The organism is Flagellimonas meridianipacifica, assembly GCF_003001695.1.
GTDB lineage: Bacteria > Bacteroidota > Bacteroidia > Flavobacteriales > Flavobacteriaceae > Flagellimonas > Flagellimonas meridianipacifica.
The window spans coordinates 1,517,044-1,533,548 of sequence record NZ_PVYX01000002.1 but is presented as its reverse complement, the minus strand read 5'-3'; the positions used below and the strand labels follow the sequence as shown (position 1 = coordinate 1,533,548).

Sequence of the window (16,505 nt, the reverse complement as noted above, 5' to 3'; positions counted from 1 at the left end):
AATCTTATCGAAACCCTACTTATATTTGATTCATTAAAGGATTATCAAAAATGCACTTGAATTTTGAGGATACGGCAATAGCGTTTGAGTTGAAAACTGACTCAGAGCTGGAAAGGGCTTACTTTTTGTTCAAATTAATTGCCAATGAACCGTTGGTGAGAATCGGAACTGCCGTGACCAATTTTGCCATAAAAGCACATCTTCCGGTTGAAGGATTAATTCGCGCCACGGTGTTTGACCATTTTTGTGGCGGAACTACCGAAGAAGATTGCCTTTCTATCATTGACAAGATGTATGAAAAAGGGGTATGTTCCATTTTGGACTATTCGGTTGAAGGTAAAGAAGTGGAAGACCAATTCGATTTTGCCCTTCAAAAAACCTTGGACGTTCTGGATTTTGTAAAAGAAAAAGATGCTATTCCCTTTGCAGTCTTTAAACCCACGGGATTCGGGCGTTTCGAATTGTATGAAAAAGTAAGTGCTGGAAGACCGCTTAATTCGGATGAACAAAATGAGTGGGACAGGATAAAGGAACGTTACGATAAAGTTTGCAAAAAGGCATTTGATTTGGATGTGGCCCTTTTGATTGACGCCGAAGAGAGTTGGATGCAGCAAGCTGCGGATGATTTAGCTCTCGATATGATGCGTAAATACAATAAAGAAAAGGTTGTTGTTTATAATACGGCACAAATGTATCGGTGGGATCGACTGGATTTCATTAAAGAGCTGAATGAAACTGCTTCATTGGAAAAATTCAAGGTGGGTTTAAAAGTGGTGCGCGGTGCTTACATGGAGAAGGAGAACGAGCGGGCAAAAGAGCTAGGGTATCCAACCCCAATATGTAAATCCAAGCAGGCGACCGATGAGAACTTTGACGCTGCTATTGGCTACATGATGGAAAACCTTGACAGGATGAGTATTTTTGCGGGTACTCATAATGAATTGAGTTCCATTAAGTTGGTGGAGTTTATGGAAGAGAAACAGCTTGACAATAACCATGACTCTATATGGTTTGGTCAGCTTTATGGTATGAGCGACCATATTACCTACAATCTCTCTGCTTCAGGATATAATGCCGCCAAATATGTTCCCTATGGTCCCGTTCGGGATGTAATGCCCTATTTAATACGAAGGGCAGAGGAGAACACTTCCGTAGCAGGGCAAACTAGTCGAGAGCTCACTTTGTTGCAAAAAGAAAAAAAACGAAGGAAGTTGGAGGATTAGTTTTCTTTAAACTTGGATTCCACAATTACTTCACCGGAGCAATTTTTGAAAATCAACTGGATTTCATCTTGAGCTTGTTTCATTTTCACAACATATGTTTTGCATGGTTTGGATTCCGTATCACTTCTCCCAAAATCGATATCCCCGTCTTGTAAAAAGGACCGAATCAAAACCGTATCTCTAAACCTGGCCTCCAAATTATCTCCAAAAACCAAAGGTTTGGAACGCATATCTTTCAATACCCTACAATTAGGAAAGTAACAGAACTCGGTATCTGTCTCATCTGATTTTTTCTTGAAAAAGAAAACCAAAAAAATGATTCCAATGGATAGGCCTACTAAATACCAGCCCAAGCGTCGTAAAAATCCCATATATCCTTAAAAAATGAGAAAATTAATGTCATTATAGGAAAGTCCAAACCAATCACCAACGGATTTATTGGTCAATATTCCATGGTACATATATAGCCCATTGCGTAAACCTTTGTCAAAACGCAATGAGTGTTCTAGGCCACCATCTTCACCTATTTTAAGCAGATAGGGAGTAAAAATATTGCTTATAGAAATGGAGGATGTTCTTGGATATCGTGACGGAATATTGGGTACTCCGTAGTGGATGACATCGTATTTTTCGATAGTGGGTTTATCATGAGTGGTCACTTCGGAGGTCTCAAAACATCCACCCATATCTATACTTACATCAATAATCACGGCGCCTTTTTTCATGTTCTCCACCATGGTGCTCGAGACTACCACAGGAGACCTGTCCTTTCCTCGAGTAGCACCAATGGCCACATCACAGCGCTTCAGGGCTTTGAGTAAGTTTTTGGGTTGAATGGTGGAAGTATATACCGTACGATTCAAATTGGTTTGAAGATTTCGGAGTTTGGTCAATGAATTATCAAATACCTTTATGTTAGCTCCAAGCCCCAATGCAGAGCGAGAAGCAAACTCACCTACGGTTCCAGCCCCAATAATGACCACTTCAACCGGAGGTACCCCGCTGATGTTTCCAAACATAAGCCCGTTGCCTTTGTTGGTGGTTGCCATAAGTTCAGATGCAATCAAAATGGAAGAGATACCAGCGATTTCGCTAAGAGAACGTACTGCGGGATATTTTCCGTCCTCATCACGAATGTACTCGAAAGCTATGGCCGTCAATCGTTTTTTGGCCATCTTTTCAAAATAAGCTTTGGACTGTGTCTTTATTTGTAAAGCGGATATTACAATAGTCTGCGGATTGAGCATATCCATTTCCGAAAGGGTAGGGGGCTCCACTTTTAAAATGAGTGGACATGAGAATACTTTTTTGGTATCGCGAGTAATTTCTGCACCAGCATCAGTATAATCGGTATCCGAAAAGTTAGCGCCTTCACCAGCTCCAGATTCCACCAATACGCGATGTCCATGAGCTGTAATCGCGTTGACGGCATCTGGGGTCAAACAAATGCGCTTTTCTTGATATTGATTTTCCTTTGGTAATCCGATAAAGAGTTCTCCTTTTTGTTTCAGGATTTCCAAGGTCTCTTCTTGCGGTAGAAGTTGCTGTTTGCTAAACGGGGAGGAGGGTTGGTTCATACATTGTAAATCCGTTGATTATGCCATTAACAGGCAATAAAACAAATTTACATTTTTTTAGCAAGGGTTTGTTGGCGCTGTTCCAGTTTCTCGCGCTCTTTGCGGAGTTCTTCTTTTTCTTTAAGAATTTGAAGTTCAGTATCCATAGCGTCCAAATCAATGCCATGAACATGTTTATCTACCAATTTTACCCTAATAAAATATACAACTGGGGTAACTACCATTGTAACCGCAATGACATACAAGATTTCGCTTTCATCAATTATTTGGGAATCATAGGTAAGTACACTAAACAATTGAAAACTATACATCGCTATTGGAATCAAAATGGCATGATACCACCAATGCTTACATGTTGTAAACCAAATGATTAGAAGAAGTAAAGGGGTGATTTTTAAAAAGTAATAATAAAAAGCATCACCTACATTTGGAAATCCATTATTGGTAAAAGTAATCCCGATGAAATTCATTTCAGATCCATCAGATGGTAAGTATTTCCAGAAATAATGAAGTATAGGTGTTATGGCTATTAAAATCGTTACAATACCCTCGATTAGGAACTTTTGCCTTACCTTTTTCTTATCACTCATATAACCATAACTAACGAGACTTAAAATTATTGTATAAAAAACCCTTTGTAAAATTACAAAGGGCTTTAAGTACATACTTAGCTGTTGATGCTAGAACTTTATTTGCTGGTCCTTTCTGATACTGGGCGCTTCCTCCAAGGAATCCACGTCAACAATATTGGTTGAAACAGCTGTCATAGCCAAAAAGGCAATAGCTAAGAATCCAAAAAAAACTTTTTTAGTGTTCATCGTAAAAGAGTTTTTGGTTAATAAATGAATTCATTCACAAAACGAATGTAGGAAAATATTTCAAGCCAACCTACACTTCATCGATAAAACTTGCGTTTTATCCGAAAAAATAGGCCTTTTATCGATACTGACCAACCTCATAAGTGATTTCCTTCAAGATACATGGATTGTTTGGGTTCACGGATTTATCTCGATTGAACGTGTGTTTTCGTCGATAAACTGTAAGTAGATGAATTCCGTGTTATCGGGTAGAACAGACGATACCTTTTCAGGCCATTCGATAAATAACCAAGCATCTGAACTTAAATAATCCTCAAATCCCAAATCATAAATTTCACTTTCATCTTCGATGCGATAAAAATCAAAATGATACCCCAACAATTCATTTTTCTTGGAAAAGTATTCATTTACCATTCCAAAAGTGGGGCTGTTGGCCGAATCTATTCCATTCAAATTCTTGACCAAATGTTTTATTAAAGTGGTTTTTCCTGCACCCATTTCTCCATAGAAACATAAAACATTTCCAGATACGTGGTTCAGCAATTCGACCGCAACATCATCTATATCTTTTAAGGTAAACTCTCTTTTCAATTTTGATTCTATTTTGCCTCCAAAACTACAAAAGGTACAATCATTTCCTCCAAAGAAACTCCGCCATGTTGATAGGTATTTCTGTAATACCCTACATAATGGTTGTAGTTATTGGGATAAGCAAAGAAGAGGTCGTTTTTGGCAAAGATGTAGCTGCTGCTCAAATTGATATTCGGTAAATGTATTTCTTGTGGATTCTTAGTGGCCAGAACGTCTTTATCATCAAAGGTAAGGCTTCTTCCGGTCTTGTAGCGCAGATTCAAGCTGGTTTCTCGGTCGCCTATCACTTTTGAAGGTTGCTTAACATTAATGGTACCGTGGTCGGTGGTTAATATCAACTTCATTCCCAGACTCTGTGCCTGCTGGATAATATCCAAAAGAGGCGAGTTTTTGAACCAACTTAGTGTTAACGAGCGATAGGCCTTGTCGTTGGAGGCCAATTCCTTGATGACTTCCATTTCTGTTTTGGCATGGGACAACATATCCACAAAATTATAAACCAAAACCGTAAGGTCATTATCCTTTTGCGAACGGAAGTTTTGTGCCAATTGTTTACCCTGTTTCAAGGTACTTATTTTATGGTATTCCCAATTGAAGTTGAGCCCCAACCTTTTCAGTTGCTCCCCTAAAAACTCAGCTTCAAAGAGATTCTTCCCCCCTTCATCAGTATCATTTTTCCACCATTCTGGATATTTCTTTTCCATGTCCAAGGGAGTAAGTCCGGAAAATATCGCATTGCGTGCGTATTGGGTCGCAGTAGGTAGAATACTATAATAGGAACATTCTTTTTTCTTTTTGTAATGTACCCCCAATACCTTTTCAAAGGCTAGCCATTGGTCGTACCGAAGGTTATCAATTACAATTAATAGGGTCTTGTTGTTTTCCAATTCGGGATGGACCATATTTCGGAAAAGGGTGTGGGACATAATGGGACCATCATCCGAAGTAAACCAATCTTGATAGTTCTTGTCCACAAACTTGCTGAACTGTGAATTGGCTTCAACTTTTTGGGACTCCAAAATTTCAAACATCCCTGAGTCCTCAATCTGTTCCAATTGCAATTCCCAGTAAATTAATTTTTTGTAAAGCTCGGACCATTCTTCATGGCTGTTCACCATGGATAAATCCATGGCAATTTTTCTGAATTCCTGCTGATAGTTCGCTGTTGTTTTTTCAGATACCAATCGAGAATTGTCAAGGCTCTTTTTAAGCGAAAGCAATATCTGATTTGGGTTTACAGGCTTGATCAAGTAATCAGCTATTTTAGAACCAATAGCCTCGTCCATTATATACTCCTCTTCACTCTTGGTAATCATAACCACGGGAATGGAATCATCGTACTGTTTTATTTCATTTAGGGTATCCAGACCAGAAATCCCGGGCATGTTCTCATCCAGAAAAACAATATCGAAAAAAGTGTTCTTTATTTCTTCAAGTGCATCTTGCCCACTTTGACTGGTAACCACTTCGTAGTTTTTGCTTTCCAGAAAAAGAATATGAGGTTTGAGCAGGTCAATTTCATCATCTACCCACAGAATGGTGATTTTTTTCATATAGTGCTATCTTTACAGCTTTAAAAGTCGACTGCATTGGTCACAACCAACAAGCTTAAGGTCTATAACGATCCAATTTACGGTTTTATTGGAACTCCTAGTGAACTTATTTTTGACCTTATCGCCCACCCATATTTTCAACGTTTAAGACGAATATCCCAAATGGGAATGTCCTATTTGGTTTACCCTGGGGCTCACCATACTCGGTTCCATCATGCTCTGGGGTGTATGCATTTAATGACAAAGGCCATCCAGATTTTGAGGCTCAAGGAAATTGAAATTTCCGAAGAAGAAGAGTCGGGACTTCTTTGCGCTATTTTATTGCACGATATGGGCCATGGACCTTTTTCACATGCTTTGGAAGGATTTATTGCGGAGGATATCATGCATGAAGAAATATCCCTCAAATTTATGCAAGCCCTGAATTCAGAATTTTCAGGAGCCTTGGATTTAGCGATTCAAATTTTTCAAGGGAGCTATCACAAACCTTTTATGAATCAATTGGTGTCAAGTCAGTTGGATATGGACCGTCTTGATTATCTAAAGCGTGATAGTTTTTACTCGGGAGTAACCGAAGGTAATATTAACTCAGAGCGCCTAATCTCAATGCTCAATGTTGTTGATGGGCATTTATTGATAGAAGAGAAAGGAATTTATGCCGTTGAGAAATTTCTTATGGCCAGAAGATTTATGTACTGGCAAGTTTATCTACATAAAACAAGCTTGGTGGCGGAGCAATTACTTGTTCGCATCATGAAAAGGGCTCGTAGCCTTTTGACCGATGGTGTTCCAATTAATTGTAGTAAAATATTAAGGTACTTTTTAGAGTCTAAGGCAAATAAGGGTTTTTCAAATGAAGCCTTGGCGTTCTTTTCAAAATTGGACGATATTGACGTGATGTCTGCTTTAAAAGATTGGCAAGGTCACGATGATTTTGTACTATCAACTTTGAGTAAAATGATTCTCAACCGAAATCTTTTGCACATCAAGATGAAAAACAATCCTATTTCGGATGAGAAGTTTCAAGAAAAATTGCAGTGGGCGAAGGAAGTTCATAAGCTAAAAGAAGAAGACGTTCATTACTTTGTTTTTAGGGGAGAAATTGCAAACAAGGCCTACCACGATAGTTATCAGACTATAAATGTTCTAAAGAAAAATGGTAAAGTGACACACTTACTAAAAGAGTCTGATCAGTTAAGTTTGAAAGCCCTATCTAAAAAGGTGACCAAATACTATATCTGCTACCCCAGATAACCGTTTATCAAATTTTGTTACTTTTGCAGCAATGAAATTTACGGCCACCCAAATTGCAGGAATATTAGAGGGAGAGGTTGAGGGCAATCCTCAAATTACGGTACATAAATTATCAAAAATAGAGGAAGGAGAAACAGGTTCTTTAACCTTTCTTGCCAACCCAAAATATACCTCATACATCTATTCTACAAAAGCCTCTATTACAATTGTTAATAGGGATTTTGCACCAGAACAAGAACTTACCACTACTTTAATAAAAGTAGATGACGCGTATAAATCATTCTCTAAATTATTGGAGTATTACAACCAGGTCAAAAGCAATAAGGTAGGAGTGGAGCAGCCTTCTTTTGTATCCGAAACCGCTAAATACGGGGAAGGATTTTATCTTGGAGCTTTTTCTTACTTGGGCGATAATGTCAATATTGGAGACAACGTAAAAATATACCCCAATGTATATATAGGAGAAAATGTCACTATAGGTGACAACGTCCTAATTTTTGCAGGTTCAAAGATTTATTCAGAATCTGTTATTGGCAACAATTGTGTGATCCATAGCGGTGCAATAATTGGAGCAGATGGATTTGGTTTCACTCCAAATGAAAAGGGAGAATATAGTAAGGTACCGCAAACAGGTAATGTGATTTTGGAAGAAAATGTTGATGTTGGTGCCGGAACTACCATTGACAGGGCAACTTTGGGATCTACCATTCTTCGCAAAGGGGTGAAACTAGACAATCAAATTCAAATTGCCCATAACGTGGAAATTGGTGAACATACCGCGATAGCAGCCCAAACGGGAATTGCGGGATCTACAAAAATTGGCAAGTACTGTCTCATCGGCGGTCAGGTTGGAATAGTAGGCCACATCACCATTGGTGATAGGGTGCGGATCCAGGCCCAATCTGGAATAGGGCGAAACGTAAAAGATGGAGAGGTGCTACAAGGCTCTCCAGCACTTAATTACGGTGACTATAACAAGTCGTATGTTCATTTCAAGAATCTCCCGAAACTGGTAAATACAATCAACGAAATAGAAAAAAAGGCGAAAGTCGACCATGACTAATACAAAGCAACGTACCATTGAGAAAAAGGTAACCTTGGAAGGTGTTGGTTTGCATACTGGAGAGAATGTGACCATGTCCTTTGTGCCTGCTAAGGAAAACCACGGTTTTGCATTTAAACGTGTGGATTTGGAAGGTGAACCCATAATAGAAGCGGATGCCAGCTATGTAGTAAATACACAGCGGGGTACCAACTTAGAGAAAAATGGAGTTAAGATTCAGACTTCTGAGCACGTCCTAGCTGCTTTGGTAGGTATGGAAATTGACAATGTGCTTATAGAGTTGGATGCCCCTGAACCCCCAATTATGGATGGTTCTTCCAAATTCTTTGTTCAAGCATTGGAAGAAGCAGGAATTGTGGAGCAAGAACTGGACAGCGAGGTATATGTGGTCAAAGATGTCATTTCGTATAAGGACGAAGCAACAGGAAGCGAGATTACTGTAATTCCTTCAGACAAATATCAAGTAACTACAATGGTAGATTTTGGGACCAAGGTTTTAGGTACTCAAAATGCAAACTTGGAGCAACTATCTGATTTCAAATCGGAAATAGCAGATTCAAGGACCTTTAGCTTTCTTCATGAGCTAGAGATGCTTTTGGAACACGGTCTTATTAAAGGAGGCGACTTAAACAACGCCATTGTTTATGTGGACAAAGAAATTTCGGAGGCCACAATGAAAAAATTGGAGAAAGCTTTTAAGAAGAAGAAACTTTCTGTGAAACCCAATGGAATTCTGGATAACCTTACCCTGCATTATCCAAATGAAGCAGCAAGGCACAAGTTGTTGGATGTTGTTGGGGATTTGGCTTTGGCAGGAACTCGAATTCAAGGTAAGGTCATAGCCAATAAGCCTGGACATTTTGTAAACACTCAGTTTGCCAAGAAACTTCAGAAAATTATCAAGCAAGAAAGACGTAATTCGGTTCCAGATGTTGATCTTCATGCTAAACCTGTGAAGGATATCACTCAAATCATGGAAATGCTTCCTCACCGTCCTCCATTTTTGTTGGTTGACAAAATTATGGAACTCTCCGAAGAGCATGTGATAGGTGTGAAGAATGTGACCATGAACGAACCGTTTTTTGTAGGTCATTTTCCAGGAGCCCCAGTAATGCCAGGTGTACTTCAAATTGAGGCCATGGCACAAACAGGGGGAATCTTGGTGTTGAGCACGGTTCCAGACCCTGAGAACTATCTTACGTATCTTCTTAAAATTGATAACGTTCGATATAAACAGCAAGTAACCCCTGGCGATACGCTGATTTTTAAATTGGATTTATTGTCCCCAATCCGTCGAGGAATTTGTCAAATGCAGGCAAGGGCTTATGCCAATGGAAGATTGGTGTCTGAAGCTGAAATTATGGCCCAAATCACCAAAGTAAAAGGAAACTAAATGAATCAGCCGTTAGCATATGTGCACCCGGGTGCCAAGATTGCAAAGAATGTGGTCATTGAGCCGTTCACTACTATACATAATAATGTAACCATTGGTGAAGGAACCTGGATAGGTTCCAACGTGACCATAATGGAAGGCGCCCGAATTGGAAAGAATTGCAACATTTTTCCGGGGGCGGTAATTTCCGCCATGCCACAAGATTTAAAATATCAAGGGGAGGAAACCACCGTTCATATTGGAGATAATACTACCATCCGTGAATGTGCCACTATCAATAAGGGAACTTCGGATAGAATGAAAACGGTTATTGGTAATAATTGTCTTATCATGGCGTATTGCCACATTGCGCATGATTGTGTAGTTGGAGACAATAGTATTTTCAGTAACAATTCAACTTTAGCTGGGCATGTTACCGTTGGCAATAATGTGGTTTTAGCTGGAATGGTTGCTGTTCATCAATTTGTCTCTGTTGGCAATCATGCTTTTATTACCGGAGGTTCTTTAGTACGTAAAGATGTACCTCCTTACGTCAAAGCAGCAAGGGAACCACTTTCTTATGTAGGAATTAATTCAGTGGGGCTGCGCCGTAGAGGTTTTACTTCTGAAAAAATTAGGGAGGTTCAGAACATTTACAGAATACTTTATCAAAAGAATTACAACAATACTCAAGCAGCATCAATTATAGAAGCTGAGATGGAAGCTACTCCAGAACGCGACGAGATTCTGCAATTTATAAGAGATTCCCAGCGCGGAATCATGAAAGGATATTTTAGCTCAAACTAAAACAAATGGCAAATACTTCAGATATACGAAAAGGATTGTGCATAAAGTACAACCACGACATTTATAAAATTGTTGAATTTCTTCATGTTAAACCGGGTAAGGGACCAGCATTTGTAAGAACCAAGTTGAAAAGTGTCACCACGGGAAAAGTTATTGACAACACTTTTTCTGCTGGACATAAAATTGAAGATGTGCGCGTGGAAACACGTTCATATCAATATTTGTATGATGAAGGGGATACTTTTCACTTCATGAATACGGATGATTATAATCAAATATCCCTTCAGAAAAGCTCTTTAGATGCTCCTGATTTGCTCAAGGAAGGTGAAATAGTAACTATCCTTTTCAATACAGAAGATAGTTTGCCCTTATCTGTTGAAATGCCTGCAAGCGTTATATTGGAAGTTACCCATACAGAACCAGGTGTTAAGGGAAATACCGCAACTAATGCCACTAAACCTGCGACGGTGGAGACGGGGGCAAGAATCAATGTCCCTTTATTCATAAATGAAGGCGACAAAATCAAGGTTGATACTGAGAAAGGCGCCTACATGGAACGTGCTAAGGAATAGACGGCATGAAATTCCCCAAAGCACAAACCTTACAAGAAATAGCTAACCTAATAGAAGCTGAATTTGTTGGCAGCCCAGACTTTCCTGTTTTGGGAATGAATGAAATTCATGTGGTTGAGGAAGGGGATATTGTCTTTGTGGACCATCCCAAATACTATGATAAAGCACTGGAGTCCAAAGCAACCATTGTGTTGATTAACAAAAGGGTAGATTGTCCTAAAGGCAAGGCTCTGTTGATTTCAGATGACCCGTTTCGGGATTTCAACAAACTTACCTTACATTTTAAACCATTTGAATCCTCAAACACCTCAATTGCGAAAACAGCTGAAATTGGAGAAGGTACCATTATCCAACCTAATGTTTTTATAGGAAATCATGTAAAAATTGGTAAGAACTGTCTAATCCATCCCAATGTATCCATTTATGACCATTGTGTTATTGGCGACAATGTTACTATTCACGCAGGGACGGTGTTAGGAGCTGATGCTTTTTATTATAAAAACCGTCCCGACGGTTTTGATAAATTGATTTCTGGAGGAAGGATTGTTATTGAAAACAATGTGGACATCGGAGCTTCATGTACTATTGATAGAGGAGTTACGGGTGATACAACAATTAAGGAAGGTGCAAAACTGGATAACCAAATCCAGATTGGACATGACACGGTGATTGGTAAAAAATGTCTTATAGCCTCACACACAGGAATAGCAGGCTGCACAATTATTGAAGATGAAGTTACTCTCTGGGGTCAGGTAGGGATTACCAGCGGTGTAACCATAGGGAAAAAAGCGGTGATTCTAGCTCAATCTGGAGTTTCTAAGTCACTGGAAGGTGGAAAAACCTACTTCGGAAGTCCAGCTGAGGAAGCCAGGGCAAAAATGAAAGAAATGGCCTCGATAAGAAAGGTTCCATTTCTATTGGAAAAGTTTAAAAAGAATTCATGAATTGGTTGGCACAAATGATTGGCAAAACCTATTTTTGTAACGCATTTAAGTAAAATATATGAGCGTCTTAGTAAACAAAGATTCAAAAATAATTGTACAAGGTTTTACGGGTAGTGAAGGTACATTCCATGCCGGTCAAATGATTGAATATGGTACCAATGTTGTAGGTGGTGTAACTCCTGGTAAAGGAGGCCAAGAGCATTTGGGCAAGCCTGTTTTCAATACTGTTGAAGAAGCAGTTGAAAAGGTTGGTGCCGACACTACAATTATTTTTGTTCCACCTGCGTTTGCCGCGGATGCCATAATGGAGGCTGCCAGTGCCGGAATTAAAGTTATCATTACCATTACTGAAGGTATCCCAGTGGCAGATATGGTTAAAGCCAATGACTATATTCAAGATTTAGATTGTACTTTAATAGGCCCCAACTGTCCTGGAGTCATCACCCCTGGAGAAGCCAAAGTAGGTATTATGCCTGGTTTTGTTTTCAAAAAAGGAAACATTGGAATCGTCTCCAAGTCAGGTACTTTGACGTATGAAGCAGCGGACCAAGTAGTACGACAAGGACTTGGAATTACTACAGCCATCGGAATTGGTGGCGACCCTATTATAGGTACCACTACAAAACAAGCTGTTGAATTGCTTATCAACGACCCAGAGACGGAATGCGTAGTAATGATTGGAGAAATTGGGGGTCAACTTGAAGCCGATGCCGCCAAGTGGTACAAAGAAAGTGGTAGTACCAAGCCTATCGTAGGTTTTATAGCTGGAGAAACCGCACCCGCAGGAAGAACTATGGGTCATGCAGGGGCAATCGTTGGTGGTAGTGATGATACTGCCCAGGCCAAAAAGCGCATCATGCGTGAATCTGGAATCCATGTTGTTGATTCTCCTGCAGAGATTGGAGCCAAGGTCAAAGAAGTTATGGCATAGCCAATCGTTAAAAGAATTGTAAATCCCGTTTTCGACGGGATTTTTTTTCATTACAACTTAAAAACAACACCTATATTTGAGGTTATAACCATTCAAACCAACATTACTATGAAACTATTGGAAGGCAAAAACGTAATTATTACTGGAGCCAGTAGAGGAATTGGAAAAGGAATAGCAAAAGTATTTGGGGAACATGGAGCAAACGTTGCATTCACCTACAGTTCAAGCGAAGCTCCTGCTTTGGAATTGGAAAAAGAGTTAGAGGCAATGGGTGTGAAGGCCAAAGCTTATAAGAGTAATGCCGCCAGCTTTAGTGAGTCTGAAGCATTGATTGCCAATGTACTTGAGGAATTTGGAAGTATTGATGTCCTGATAAACAACGCGGGAATTACCAAAGACAACTTGTTGATGAGAATGGGTGAATCGGATTTTGATACGGTTATCGAAATCAATTTAAAGTCCGTCTTTAATATGACCAAAGCGGTGCAACGGACTATGTTAAAGCAACGAAAAGGTTCCATTGTAAATATGAGCAGCGTAGTTGGGGTCAAAGGAAATGCTGGACAAACCAACTATGCAGCATCTAAGGCGGGAATGATTGGTTTTACAAAATCGGTAGCTCTGGAACTGGGCTCTAGAAACATTCGTTGCAATGCCATAGCACCAGGTTTCATTGAAACAGAAATGACGGATAAGCTTGACGAAAAAACGGTTCAGGGATGGCGAGACGCCATTCCATTAAAAAGAGGTGGAAGTCCTGAAGATGTGGCCAATGCTTGTCTTTTCTTAGCTTCGGACATGTCGGCATATGTTACAGGTCAGGTCCTGAACGTGGACGGGGGTATGCTAACCTAAACTGAATGGACATACGCACGCTACTTCTTATCATTTTGGCGGTCATAGCTGCGTTGACCATTGTTTTTTATCAATATTTTTTTAAGGCTCGTCACAAAGGAAGTTTGAGAGTCATCCTTGCTTCCTTGAGATTTGTTACCCTCTTGGCGGCTTTTCTCCTGTTGATAAACCCAAAGTTTATTGATGAAGAATACTTTCTAGAAAAATCCAACCTAATCCTATTATTGGATGATTCGGCGTCAATGCTCAAATCTACCAACGCGGATGATATTGAAAGATACATTGCGGAAATTCTGAACAATGAAGATTTACAGGAGCGCTTTTCCCAATTTAAATTCAAGTTTGGTTCGCAAATGGAAGAAAGTGATTCGCTTTCCTTTCAGCAAGAGAATACGAATATTGCCAATGCCCTTTCAAAGACAAACGAACTCTTTATTAAGGGAAACAATACCGTTGTTCTTTTTTCCGATGGAAACCAGACACTAGGAAGAGATTACGAATTTTTAAACCTGAAGAACAATGTTCAGGTCAACTCCGTTGTGGTAGGGGACACTACAGCCTATTCCGATATTTCAATTGGCCAAGTGAACACGAACACTTATGCATTCTTGGGAAATAAATTCCCTGTTGAGATCATTATCCAGTATTCAGGAGAACAAAATATATTCAAAAATCTGGTCATTAATCTTGATGGGAAGAGAGTTTTTCAGGAAGCTGTAAGTTTCAATCCTGCCGAAAACAGTAAACGTATCAACACCTTAATTGAGGCCAAAAGCGTTGGGTTAAAAACTTTGGAGCTTCAAATTTCTCCCTTAGAGAACGAAAAAAATATCATCAACAATAACAAGGTTGTAGCATTGGAGGTGATTGATGAAAAGACTAATGTCACTTTGGTTTCGGATATGTTACATCCAGATATTGGTGCACTCAAAAAAGCGATTGAATCCAACGAACAACGCCAGTTAAACGTGGTCAAACCCAATGCGACGAGTGAGATTTTGGAAGCCACAGATGTTTTTATATTATATCAACCCAACGGAAGGTTCAAAAGAATCTATGATTTTATCAAAGCCGGCAATTACAATCACTTTACCATAACAGGCACGCAAACGGATTGGCGGTTTTTGAATCAAGTTCAAGAGAATTTCTTCAAAGAAGATTTTAACCAGAAAGAAGAAATCTTACCGGTGTTGAACAAGTCTTTTTCAGAATTTGGCTTGGGTGATTTTGATACTTCAGATTATCCACCTCTAATTAGCAATCTAGGTGATTTGGATATTTCCGCAACCCATCAAAATATATTGTTCCAACGTATTAAGGGTGTAGATTTAGACATACCCTTGATGACCACTATCAATTCAGAAGGAAAGAAGGAAGCAGTTCTTTTTGGGGAAAATATATGGAGATGGCGTGCGAAAAGTTATTTGGATAACAACGGTTTCGGAATTTTTGATGATTTTATTGGGAAACTCTTGTTGTTCTTGAATAGTGACGGAAAGCGAAGTCGATTGGAGTTGGATTATAAAACTGTCTTTGAAGGGACTGATGCGGCTCGAATTAAAGCGACTTACTTTGATAAGAGCTACAACCTGGACCCCAATGGCAATGTTCAAATTGAAATAAGAGACCAAAATTCTGATTATAGAAGACAGGCTCCAATGTTGTTCAAGGGTTCCTTTTTTGAATATGACCTCGAAAACCTAAATGCTGGAACGTATGAGTTCACTGTTCGGGAGAACAAAGAGAATATCTTCAAGTCCGGAACATTCAGAATAGTGGAATTTCAACAAGAGGACCAGCTGTTTTCTGCAGACTACAGAAAAATGCAACGACTATCGGAAAAAACAGATGGCAAGCTCTATTTTCCAAATCAATTGGATAATTTGATCGAAGATTTATTGAGCTCGGAACAGACCTTACCCCTTCAAAAGAGCAAGCAAAATGTCGTATCTTTAATAGATTATAGAGCACTCTTAGGGCTGATTGCTTTTTGCTTGGCAATGGAGTGGTTTCTAAGGAAATACAACGGATTAATTTAAAAAAAAACAGATGGATAGATTACCAAAGATAGGATTGCCCATAATCGTGGGTGTCATTTTAGTCATTATTTTGATTTCTAAATCAGCGATTACCATCGGCTCGGGTCAGGCAGGAGTTCTCTATAGGACCTTTGGAGACGGTGTGGTTACTGATAAACCACCATTGGGAGAAGGCTTCCACTTAGTGGCGCCCTGGAACAAAGTATATGTGTATGAAGTAAGAAGACAAGAAATCTTCGAAAAAATGAAGGTTTTGTCCTCTAATGGATTGGACATTCAACTAGACGCTTCTGCATGGTACCAACCTAATTACAATGAATTGGGCAAACTACATCAGGAGATAGGAGAAAACTATTTACAGCGAATCATTTTACCCACTATTAGGTCAGCGGCACGTAGTGTTGTGGGAAGATACACGCCGGAACAATTATATTCTAGTAAGCGTGACGCCATTCAGGCAGAAATTTTTGAAGAAACCAAAAAAATTGTGGACGAACAGTACATCGTTTTAGATGAGATTTTGGTCCGTGATGTTACCCTACCACCTACAATTAAGGAGGCCATTGAACGAAAATTGAAGCAAGAACAGGAATCCCTAGAATATGAATTCCGCTTGGTTACTGCCCAAAAGGAGGCTGAACGTCAAAGGATAGAAGCCCAAGGAAAAGCTGATGCGAACAAAATTCTCAGTGCTTCCCTTACGGACAAAATTCTTCAGGACAAAGGTATTGAGGCCACATTAAAGTTATCTCAATCGCCTAACTCCAAAGTTGTGGTTGTAGGGTCAAGTGGAGACGGATTACCCCTTATTTTGGGAAATAACTAAATAAAGCTTTTTTGATAAAAAAATATATTTTAATTTTATCCTCGAAATGAGAAATCAAAATGTACATCATCATTTTTATA

Annotated in this window: 17 protein-coding genes; 11 read left to right on the top strand and 6 right to left on the bottom strand. The window is 39.4% G+C overall.

Going from position 1 to position 16,505, the window contains the following annotated elements:
• The first annotated feature begins 50 nt into the window (after positions 1–50).
• Positions 51–1,223, top strand: coding sequence for a proline dehydrogenase family protein (locus CLV81_RS17065; RefSeq protein ID WP_106146663.1), 1,173 nt, complete (start codon positions 51–53; stop codon positions 1,221–1,223).
• On the opposite strand, the gene CLV81_RS17060 is transcribed toward CLV81_RS17065, so the two are convergent.
• From CLV81_RS17060 to porX, 6 genes are all read right to left on the bottom strand, one after another.
• Complete coding sequence (locus tag CLV81_RS17060) at positions 1,220–1,594, bottom strand: hypothetical protein (protein WP_106146661.1); 375 nt, start codon at positions 1,592–1,594, stop codon at positions 1,220–1,222. The two genes, CLV81_RS17065 and CLV81_RS17060, sit on opposite strands and share 4 nt — an antisense overlap.
• A 6-nt stretch (positions 1,595–1,600) precedes the next feature.
• A complete protein-coding gene (locus CLV81_RS17055; protein WP_106146659.1) occupies positions 1,601–2,800 on the bottom strand; it encodes an alanine dehydrogenase in 1,200 nt (399 codons plus the stop codon).
• Positions 2,801–2,847: 47 nt separating this feature from the next.
• Positions 2,848–3,390 carry a hypothetical protein gene (locus CLV81_RS17050; RefSeq protein WP_106146657.1) on the bottom strand — a complete coding sequence of 181 codons (543 nt, stop codon included), beginning with the start codon at positions 3,388–3,390 and terminating at the stop codon, positions 2,848–2,850.
• A gap of 90 nt (positions 3,391–3,480) precedes the next feature.
• Complete coding sequence (locus tag CLV81_RS20670) at positions 3,481–3,618, bottom strand: hypothetical protein (RefSeq protein WP_170068339.1); 138 nt, start codon at positions 3,616–3,618, stop codon at positions 3,481–3,483.
• Between the two features lie 177 nt (positions 3,619–3,795).
• Positions 3,796–4,209, bottom strand: a complete 414-nt coding sequence (gene tsaE, locus CLV81_RS17045; protein WP_106146655.1) for a tRNA (adenosine(37)-N6)-threonylcarbamoyltransferase complex ATPase subunit type 1 TsaE — start codon at positions 4,207–4,209, stop codon at positions 3,796–3,798.
• Positions 4,210–4,217: 8 nt separating this feature from the next.
• Entirely contained in the window at positions 4,218–5,762 is a 1,545-nt protein-coding gene (gene porX / locus CLV81_RS17040; protein ID WP_106146653.1) for a T9SS response regulator signal transducer PorX, read from the bottom strand.
• Positions 5,763–5,798: 36 nt separating this feature from the next.
• On the opposite strand from porX, the gene CLV81_RS17035 reads away from it, so the two are divergent.
• From CLV81_RS17035 to CLV81_RS16990, 10 genes are all read left to right on the top strand, one after another.
• Positions 5,799–7,016: an HD domain-containing protein gene (locus CLV81_RS17035; RefSeq protein ID WP_106146652.1), complete on the top strand. Its 1,218-nt coding sequence runs from the start codon at positions 5,799–5,801 to the stop codon at positions 7,014–7,016.
• A gap of 31 nt (positions 7,017–7,047) precedes the next feature.
• Positions 7,048–8,079 carry a UDP-3-O-(3-hydroxymyristoyl)glucosamine N-acyltransferase gene (gene lpxD / locus CLV81_RS17030; protein ID WP_106146650.1) on the top strand — a complete coding sequence of 344 codons (1,032 nt, stop codon included), beginning with the start codon at positions 7,048–7,050 and terminating at the stop codon, positions 8,077–8,079.
• Positions 8,072–9,472: a bifunctional UDP-3-O-[3-hydroxymyristoyl] N-acetylglucosamine deacetylase/3-hydroxyacyl-ACP dehydratase gene (locus tag CLV81_RS17025; RefSeq protein ID WP_106146648.1), complete on the top strand. Its 1,401-nt coding sequence runs from the start codon at positions 8,072–8,074 to the stop codon at positions 9,470–9,472. The genes lpxD and CLV81_RS17025 overlap by 8 nt, the downstream gene beginning before the upstream one ends.
• Entirely contained in the window at positions 9,473–10,258 is a 786-nt protein-coding gene (lpxA, locus tag CLV81_RS17020) for an acyl-ACP--UDP-N-acetylglucosamine O-acyltransferase (protein ID WP_106146646.1), read from the top strand.
• 5 nt (positions 10,259–10,263) lie between these two features.
• Complete coding sequence (efp, locus tag CLV81_RS17015; protein ID WP_106146645.1) at positions 10,264–10,830, top strand: elongation factor P; 567 nt, start codon at positions 10,264–10,266, stop codon at positions 10,828–10,830.
• A 5-nt stretch (positions 10,831–10,835) separates the two neighbouring features.
• Entirely contained in the window at positions 10,836–11,774 is a 939-nt protein-coding gene (locus CLV81_RS17010; protein WP_106146643.1) for a UDP-3-O-(3-hydroxymyristoyl)glucosamine N-acyltransferase, read from the top strand.
• Between the two features lie 58 nt (positions 11,775–11,832).
• A complete protein-coding gene (sucD, locus tag CLV81_RS17005) occupies positions 11,833–12,705 on the top strand; it encodes a succinate--CoA ligase subunit alpha (protein ID WP_106146641.1) in 873 nt (290 codons plus the stop codon).
• Between the two features lie 108 nt (positions 12,706–12,813).
• Positions 12,814–13,560, top strand: a complete 747-nt coding sequence (gene fabG / locus CLV81_RS17000; protein ID WP_106146639.1) for a 3-oxoacyl-[acyl-carrier-protein] reductase — start codon at positions 12,814–12,816, stop codon at positions 13,558–13,560.
• Positions 13,561–13,565: 5 nt separating this feature from the next.
• Positions 13,566–15,599: a hypothetical protein gene (locus CLV81_RS16995; RefSeq protein ID WP_106146637.1), complete on the top strand. Its 2,034-nt coding sequence runs from the start codon at positions 13,566–13,568 to the stop codon at positions 15,597–15,599.
• A gap of 10 nt (positions 15,600–15,609) precedes the next feature.
• Complete coding sequence (locus CLV81_RS16990) at positions 15,610–16,425, top strand: prohibitin family protein (RefSeq protein ID WP_106146635.1); 816 nt, start codon at positions 15,610–15,612, stop codon at positions 16,423–16,425.
• Positions 16,426–16,505: the final 80 nt, after the last annotated feature.